The sequence below is a fragment of the Treponema saccharophilum DSM 2985 genome (genome assembly GCF_000255555.1).
In the GTDB taxonomy this organism is placed as follows: Bacteria; Spirochaetota; Spirochaetia; order Treponematales; family Treponemataceae; genus Treponema_D; species Treponema_D saccharophilum.
On sequence record NZ_AGRW01000023.1, the window covers coordinates 25,252 to 31,580 of the forward strand.

At 44.4% G+C, this 6,329-nt stretch carries 9 protein-coding genes and 1 pseudogene; 6 read left to right on the forward strand and 4 right to left on the reverse strand.

The features are described 5' to 3' along the window. Positions 1-20: 20 nt before the first annotated feature. Positions 21-1,259, forward strand: coding sequence for an extracellular solute-binding protein (locus tag TRESADRAFT_RS00560; RefSeq protein WP_002701842.1), 1,239 nt, complete (start codon positions 21-23; stop codon positions 1,257-1,259). Position 1,260: 1 nt separating this feature from the next. Here the strand turns inward: TRESADRAFT_RS00560 and TRESADRAFT_RS00565 are convergent, their stop codons facing one another. Then, positions 1,261-1,728: a GNAT family N-acetyltransferase gene (locus TRESADRAFT_RS00565; RefSeq protein WP_002701843.1), complete on the reverse strand. Its 468-nt coding sequence runs from the start codon at positions 1,726-1,728 to the stop codon at positions 1,261-1,263. A gap of 23 nt (positions 1,729-1,751) precedes the next feature. After that, positions 1,752-2,069 carry a hypothetical protein gene (locus TRESADRAFT_RS00570; RefSeq protein WP_002701844.1) on the reverse strand — a complete coding sequence of 106 codons (318 nt, stop codon included), beginning with the start codon at positions 2,067-2,069 and terminating at the stop codon, positions 1,752-1,754. Between the two features lie 481 nt (positions 2,070-2,550). Between TRESADRAFT_RS00570 and TRESADRAFT_RS00575 the strand changes: the two genes are divergently transcribed. Continuing rightward, a complete protein-coding gene (locus TRESADRAFT_RS00575) occupies positions 2,551-2,925 on the forward strand; it encodes an HU family DNA-binding protein (protein ID WP_002701845.1) in 375 nt (124 codons plus the stop codon). A gap of 258 nt (positions 2,926-3,183) precedes the next feature. Then, entirely contained in the window at positions 3,184-3,342 is a 159-nt protein-coding gene (locus TRESADRAFT_RS16165; protein WP_159100011.1) for a hypothetical protein, read from the forward strand. 372 nt (positions 3,343-3,714) lie between these two features. Here TRESADRAFT_RS16165 and TRESADRAFT_RS00585 read toward each other — a convergent pair whose 3' ends face one another. Continuing rightward, a complete protein-coding gene (locus TRESADRAFT_RS00585; RefSeq protein ID WP_002701846.1) occupies positions 3,715-3,978 on the reverse strand; it encodes a hypothetical protein in 264 nt (87 codons plus the stop codon). Between the two features lie 122 nt (positions 3,979-4,100). Here TRESADRAFT_RS00585 and TRESADRAFT_RS00590 point away from each other — a divergent pair, with 122 nt between their 5' ends. From TRESADRAFT_RS00590 to TRESADRAFT_RS14770, 3 genes are all read left to right on the forward strand, one after another. Next, positions 4,101-4,553: a hypothetical protein gene (locus TRESADRAFT_RS00590; protein WP_002701847.1), complete on the forward strand. Its 453-nt coding sequence runs from the start codon at positions 4,101-4,103 to the stop codon at positions 4,551-4,553. A 297-nt stretch (positions 4,554-4,850) separates the two neighbouring features. Beyond that, on the forward strand, positions 4,851-5,444 hold the full coding sequence (locus TRESADRAFT_RS00595) for a hypothetical protein (RefSeq protein WP_141607017.1): 594 nt from the start codon (positions 4,851-4,853) through the stop codon (positions 5,442-5,444). Positions 5,445-5,517: 73 nt separating this feature from the next. Beyond that, positions 5,518-6,063 (forward strand): TM2 domain-containing protein, encoded by a 546-nt coding sequence (locus tag TRESADRAFT_RS14770; protein ID WP_159100012.1) that lies wholly within the window; start codon positions 5,518-5,520, stop codon positions 6,061-6,063. A gap of 53 nt (positions 6,064-6,116) precedes the next feature. Here TRESADRAFT_RS14770 and TRESADRAFT_RS15525 read toward each other — a convergent pair. Next, a pseudogene (locus TRESADRAFT_RS15525) lies at positions 6,117-6,329 on the reverse strand (IS3 family transposase); the annotation flags it as partial.

Below are 6,329 nucleotides of genomic sequence, written 5' to 3' on the forward strand. Positions count from 1 at the left end.
TCTCACGGAAGGAGCCGACAATGAGGACGAACAGTATAATTCGGTTTGCGATTCTTTTTCTGATGGTTCCCGTCCTGTCGTGCAGGAACGCCATACCGAAGGACAAGCCGGAGGCGACGCTCACCCTGCTGCTGCGGGCAGGCGCATACGCGAATGCCGTGAAGGCGGGGCTTTCCGACTTCCAGACGGAGACGAACACATTCGTAGTCGTCAAGGAGCTCGGAGAGGAGGAGCTCCACCGGAAAGTCGCAGAATCGGCAGGCGGCGCGGACGCGTTCGACCTGTGCATGGTCGACAGCTCATGGATGGCGGAATTCACGTCGAAGAACGTGCTCGCGGAGCTTGACTCGCTCGGATTCTTGCTCGACGACGACATAATCCCCGCGACGAAGAACATCTGCTACAAGGACGGGCACCTTTTTGTCGCGCCTTACTACGGGAACGTGACCGTCCTGCTCTTCAACAAAATCATAGTGAAAGAGGCGGGTTTCAGGCCCGACGATATAACGTCCATCGAGGACATCGAGAAAATCTGCAAGTTCTCGAAAAAGCGCCACAACCTCGGCTTCATGTACCGGGGCGACACGGCAAACAACATCGTCGTCGATTTCCTTCCGATACTCCGCTCGTTCGGCGGCTGGGTCGTCGACGAGGACAACAACCCCACAATATACACGAAGGAATTCGTGGCGGCGCTAAGATGCTACATCGAGCTCACGAAAACCGGGCGGAGCGCGAAAAAGGACGACCTGACAGCAGCCATCGCGAACAAAGCCGCCGCGATGGGAATCGGGTGGCCCGGCTGGTACACCCCGACACGTAACTCGACGATGGATTACATCGCGCTGACGGGAAAACGGCAGAAGAACAGCGCCGCCAACAACGCCAACATATACGGAATATGGACGCTCGGCATATCGCAGTTCAGCACGGAGAAGGAGCGCGCGGCGAAACTGCTCAGCCATCTCATGGACAGGAACGTCCAGATGGCATCGCTCGGCGCGGGCGGCGTCCCCTGCCGGTACTCGAGCCTGCGGAACGAGGAATACCTCCGGAAATATCCGCAGTACGCCGCGGTCTGCGACGCGCTCGAAAACGGCGTCTACCGTCCTGTGATGGAGCGCTGGAACGAATTCTACGCGATACTCGGAAAGCACATGAAGGAAATAATAGAGGGGGACATGCCGATAAGGGACGGGCTGCTCGCCGCCCAGCGCGAGCTGAACGAGGCATTCGGCACATCCGCCTCCCCAAAGTAGGCTACAGTATCGTCTCCATACCTATTTTCTGCACTTTCATACCTATCTTCTCGTAAAACGCCCGCGCGGAACCGTTCAGCGCCCAGACGTTCAGCGTCACATTGTAGCACCCGATGTCCTTCGCGAACGAGCAGGCGCATTCGTACAGCTTCTGCCCGATATGCCTTCCCCGCGCCGAGGAATCGACGCACAGGTCGTCTATGTAAAGCGACTTCATGTCGGCGAGGAGCCTGTCCCCCTTCGTCTCCTTGACCACGCAGAAAACATACCCGAGAACAGTTCCGCCGTCGTCGAAGACGAACACGGGAGAGGACTCATCGGCAAATATCGCCGAAAGCTCCTCCGCGGAATACTTTGTCGCCAGATTGAATATGTCAGGCCGCCCGTCATGATGAATTTTGTTCACCTGCTCGAGCAGCCCCAGCACGGCGGGGATGTCCCCGTCAACGGCACGCCTTATCCTTTCCATATTTTCCCCGAACCCGAAATCCGTCACAGCGAAATCGCAGGCTTGAGCTGCTCTTCGCGCTTCTTTATCTCGTCGCTGTCCGCCCTTATCTCCGAGAGAATCTTGACGACACGCGGGTCGGACGGCTGGAGCGGCGCTCCGCTTTCCGAAGAAAGCACCTCGTAGGCAATTTCCCCCAAAGACGCCTTCGCCTTCTGTATTTTCGACTTCAGCTGGGCAATCTCGATTTTGAGGACGCTCTCGTCCTTGAATTTCGAGACAGCCCTGCCCGCCTCGTTGAGCGCGAACACGGACGCCTCGACGCTCTTGTTGACGAAATCCTTCAAATCATCTTTTGTCATGAAACACTCCTTGCGCCTTGCAAAAGCAAGCCCGACATAGATTTGACCTGTCCGGAAAACGATATCCGGACAACTTCATTCTACCACAAAAAGGCGGTGCGCGAAGCGCGAACTTCCGGGCCCCGCACTGTCAGGCGCTTTTCATGGCGGAAAAAAGTTACTGAGTTTTTTTAAAAAGTTACTGAGAATTTTTAAAAACTCAGTGACTTTTTGAGGAAAACTCACTGAGAATTTTCGGGCGGGTTTCTTTGAAATCTTGTTCCTGAACCTCAAATTCATGATTTCTTGCCAAGACCGTTCGCCATGACAAAATCGAAACCAACTTTTTTTCGGGCAAAGCGTAAAAAAAAATTGCCGAAAAAGCGCATCCTTATTATTTTCAATGCGTATCTTTTCGGCCGAAGAGATGAGGCTCGTTGAGCTGACAATAAGTATACGTCGACGGAGATTTTTATAAGATATACAAAAAACGGAGTTATATATGCTCTATTCAATTAAAAAAAGGCAGAACCCGCTCAACAGGGATGCCGAACAGAAATATTATGCGACTGCTGAATACGGTGAGGAAATCGATGTGAACGTGCTGGCAAAGGAGATTTCAAAATCCTGCACGCTAACACCGGCGGATGTTATAGCTGTCATCGAAAGCCTTTTGGAGAAGATGCCGCAATACCTCAAGAATTCAAACCGTATACGGCTGGACAAATTCGGAATTTTCAAGCTTTCCTTCAGCGCCGAAGGGCATGAAGAGGCGGAAAAAGTTAGTGCGACCGACATAAAAAAACTGCGTGTTATTTTTACGCCGAGCGCCGAACTGAAAAGAGAATTATCTGACATTAATTTCAGCAGAAAGTAATTTTTGAATTACCTCCGCAATCTTTGTCGCGACAGATTGCAGGACTGAGCAAAAACCGCCCATGAAGCGAAGCTCTCCCATTCCAGGATGTGCGCTTCAGTTTCATGGGTATTTTTTTGAGGGGCTGTCTCAGAAGGGATTGTATTCCGCTCTGTTACAATGCAATCTATCCCGCATATCTCTTGAAGTTCTCTGCCTGCTCGAATACTTCGCGATACTCTTCATAATAAAAATTCTCAACAATATGTTGTTTTAGATATGGATGGTAATATAACAAATGAGGATTGTGTTGAATTTAAAACAAAAGAGGAGGCTGAAAAATGGGCAAAAAAAATGGTTAAAAATAAAAAGCTATATGATGGTAAATATGAAATTGTAGATGACAAAGAAGTGCAGCAAAAAATGAAAAATATTTAAATTTTGGTTTCAAAATCTTCATCTACATATTTTGCAGCACCTGAATAATAATTAGCAAAATCCTCTTCAAGAGGGTTTAACCATCTCCATTTGAAATTTTTTCTGCAAGAAAGTTTTATGAGGGTGGTAAAGGTACAATAACCTAATTCTCTTTTACTACCCCCCTAAAAAATATACGACTTTTACTATGGGGTCTACCTTAAAAGTTTTTTTCAAAAAATCAGCGTCTTCTTTTGAAGGAAGTTCGGCTGAATCTTGATAATCAATTAGATTGCTGTGCCAGCCTGTATCCATTTTTCCAATACGAAGATACGCCTTTCTTAAAATATTAACTTTTTCTTTTTCTGTTATTCCGTAGATGTTGAAGTTCCTTTAGATAAGTGCATTAAAAAATGCTTCATCAACCTCTTTTATTTTTTGGTCGTGCCACAACTTGTAAATAGCTTTTTTCAGAGGATTTAATTTTAACCATTTGTTGTTAGAAACCTTTGAGTGGTAGTATTTATGAGTGACTTCATTGTACCACATAAAATGAATTTCACTACCTCCGAAATTTTTAGGAAGTTTGAAAATATGTACATTTTTTGGATCTTTGATTTTTGCCTTTATTGCTTCAAATAAACAATTGCTGTACATCTTTCGTATCTCCTACCCTTATAATATAGGTTGTTAAGTCTGCAAATTTTCTAAAAAATGCTGTTTTTGGAAAATTGCTGACGGAACGACCTATATTATAATCAGATACAGGAGGTACAGAGATGTTGAACTTTGACGAATGGAACAAGACAAACGTCGTGATTGTTGACGAAACAAAATCAACGGGTCAGTTACGGATTCGCTCAAGAAAATCCCACAGCATACTCCCGGACGATATGATTATCTCGTTTGAAACTGCATTCAAATATGCAAAGGAATACGGCTGGAGATTTTATGCGTCCGAGCATCTTTCAAGCATAAGGATTTATATTGAATTGCAAAAGGAACTGAACCGACCCGTAGAAGACTATCTTTTCTTGTCGGTTATGAATTGGGATTCAAAAGAAAAACTGATTTGTTCCGAAAATGCAGACGAAGAAGTCGTAAAGCAATATCGGCTTGCAAATGCGATTCTCGGGCATAAAGACGAATATGAACTTCTTGAAGACGATTGTAAGGCAACGTTCGATTCAAACAAGCGTTTTGTAGAAAATATTGTGAAACGAAATCAGTGAAGCGGATAATCATGCACAACGGTATCTTTGCTTTTATTTGTCCAATTTGCCTGTTTCCTAAAATTCGGTTTTGTTTCTGATACTTTCGTTTGCGTTCAGTGCTGCAATGCCAAAAAACAAGGTCAATGCAAAAAATAGTGTTTTCATTTTTTTTCGTCCTCAAAAAATTTCATTGTGTCTATTTGTATCGGAACACAAAAACTTAGGATTGACAAGTTTATGCTTCGACTACGCTCAGCAACTGCAGAGTTTACGTTAATACAGTCGATTTTTGCTTTCTCTGGTATACTTAATTTTATGGAAATCGAGAAAGATAGCGAAAAAGCAAGAGAGATAGAAGCGGAAAAAGATTTTCAAAAGCAGCGTCGCGGGCTTTGCGTATGGAAAATCGAGAAAAACAAGGCTGGGGATTTTGTAATCGAGGCGCGAACGATGTGCTATCCTGCGTTCACTGACCCCTACAGAGATTTTCGTGCGACTTTTAGCGAAAGCGAAATCGTTTGGTTCATAAACGCTGTCAGAAGCCAAGAAAAAGATGCGTTTTCTGGCTATGGTGACAAAACTTTTGCAGCAAGCGATATTGGAAAAGCGCACTTGTCTGTTTTCAGAAAGGGTGATGATGCTGCGATTTATCAGCCTCTTGAGCTTTGCGCTTATGAGAGTGAAGATAACGAGGTAAAACGGTTTGACTCTGTTGTGCTTCTTCTTGGTGAAGACGGGACGCCGAAAACTGGAATGTTTGTTGAGGAGTTTTTTTCTGATTTGATTGATTGTTTGTCGCCGAATGCGAAAGAGGTTGTTTTGCCAATGGGTGATTGCGTCATTCGGAGAGTTGATTTTGAAAAGATGGAAATCGAGAAAATCCAAAAAAAGAAAAAGCGAAAAAAGTGAGTTTTTGATGATGATTTTGATTAAAAAAATTTTTTACGGGGTAAAATGCACAAAGATTATAATATATAGTTGATTGAAATTTATAAATGGAGGCGATTTTATGCCAATGGGAGCAAATGATGTTTATTATTGCGATGAGTGCGGGCGGGCGATTTATCCTGGGGTGCAGTGTTGGAGCTCGGAAGTAACAGGCGGGCGCGCAGATTATGGCGGCGATATGGGTGGACGAGCGAAGGCGTTTTGCTCGGAATATTGTCTTGAGAGGGCGAAAGCGAGAATACTTGGTAGAAGTACAAGTTGTTCTGGCTCTTCTTCTTCTGGCTCTTCTGGCAGGGCTTATTTTACTCGTAAGGAATTTAAAAAACTGGAAGAAGCGGGGAAAACGCTTCAAGAGTGCGCAGATGCTATTGGAATTAAAAGTGATAAAAACAAATGGGTGACTTTTGTTTTATGCTTTTTTCTTGGTGCAGGCGGCGCTCATCAGTTTTATACAGGGCATATCAAAAAGGGATTTTTGTATTTGTTTACGGGCGCTCTTTTTATGGTCGGTTGGTTTGTTGACATCATTTTGATTTTGACAAATCGCTTCCGAGATGCAAATCAATATTTGGTAAAATAGCGCAAAAAAAATCCCTGCTGAATCAATGAAGTGTACCCCATTTATTGGACACTTTAACTAACGGACTTAAAGGACTTAGTTCTGTAATCAACAGGGCTGAGTCCTTTTAATTTTAACTTAATCCGTCTGTTGTTATAATAATCAATGTAATCGATTAAATCCTTTTTGAAAACTTCAATGTCAGTATATTTATTTGGATAAAAGCAATTCTGACTTCATAATCCCAAACCAATTTTCCATAACTGAATTATCCAGACAATTTCCCT

Bases quoted from the DNA above. Each gene is read 5' to 3' on its own strand.
- TRESADRAFT_RS00585 (WP_002701846.1), bottom strand. From the start codon at position 3,978: ATGTACAGCAATTGTTTATTTGAAGCAATAAAGGCAAAAATCAAAGAT.
- TRESADRAFT_RS00575 (WP_002701845.1), top strand. From the start codon at position 2,551: ATGCTCTATTCAATTAAAAAAAGGCAGAACCCGCTCAACAGGGATGCC.
- TRESADRAFT_RS00590 (WP_002701847.1), top strand. From the start codon at position 4,101: ATGTTGAACTTTGACGAATGGAACAAGACAAACGTCGTGATTGTTGAC.
- TRESADRAFT_RS16165 (WP_159100011.1), top strand. From the start codon at position 3,184: ATGGATGGTAATATAACAAATGAGGATTGTGTTGAATTTAAAACAAAA.
- TRESADRAFT_RS00560 (WP_002701842.1), top strand. From the start codon at position 21: ATGAGGACGAACAGTATAATTCGGTTTGCGATTCTTTTTCTGATGGTT.
- TRESADRAFT_RS00570 (WP_002701844.1), bottom strand. From the start codon at position 2,069: ATGACAAAAGATGATTTGAAGGATTTCGTCAACAAGAGCGTCGAGGCG.
- TRESADRAFT_RS00565 (WP_002701843.1), bottom strand. From the start codon at position 1,728: ATGGAAAGGATAAGGCGTGCCGTTGACGGGGACATCCCCGCCGTGCTG.
- TRESADRAFT_RS00595 (WP_141607017.1), top strand. From the start codon at position 4,851: ATGGAAATCGAGAAAGATAGCGAAAAAGCAAGAGAGATAGAAGCGGAA.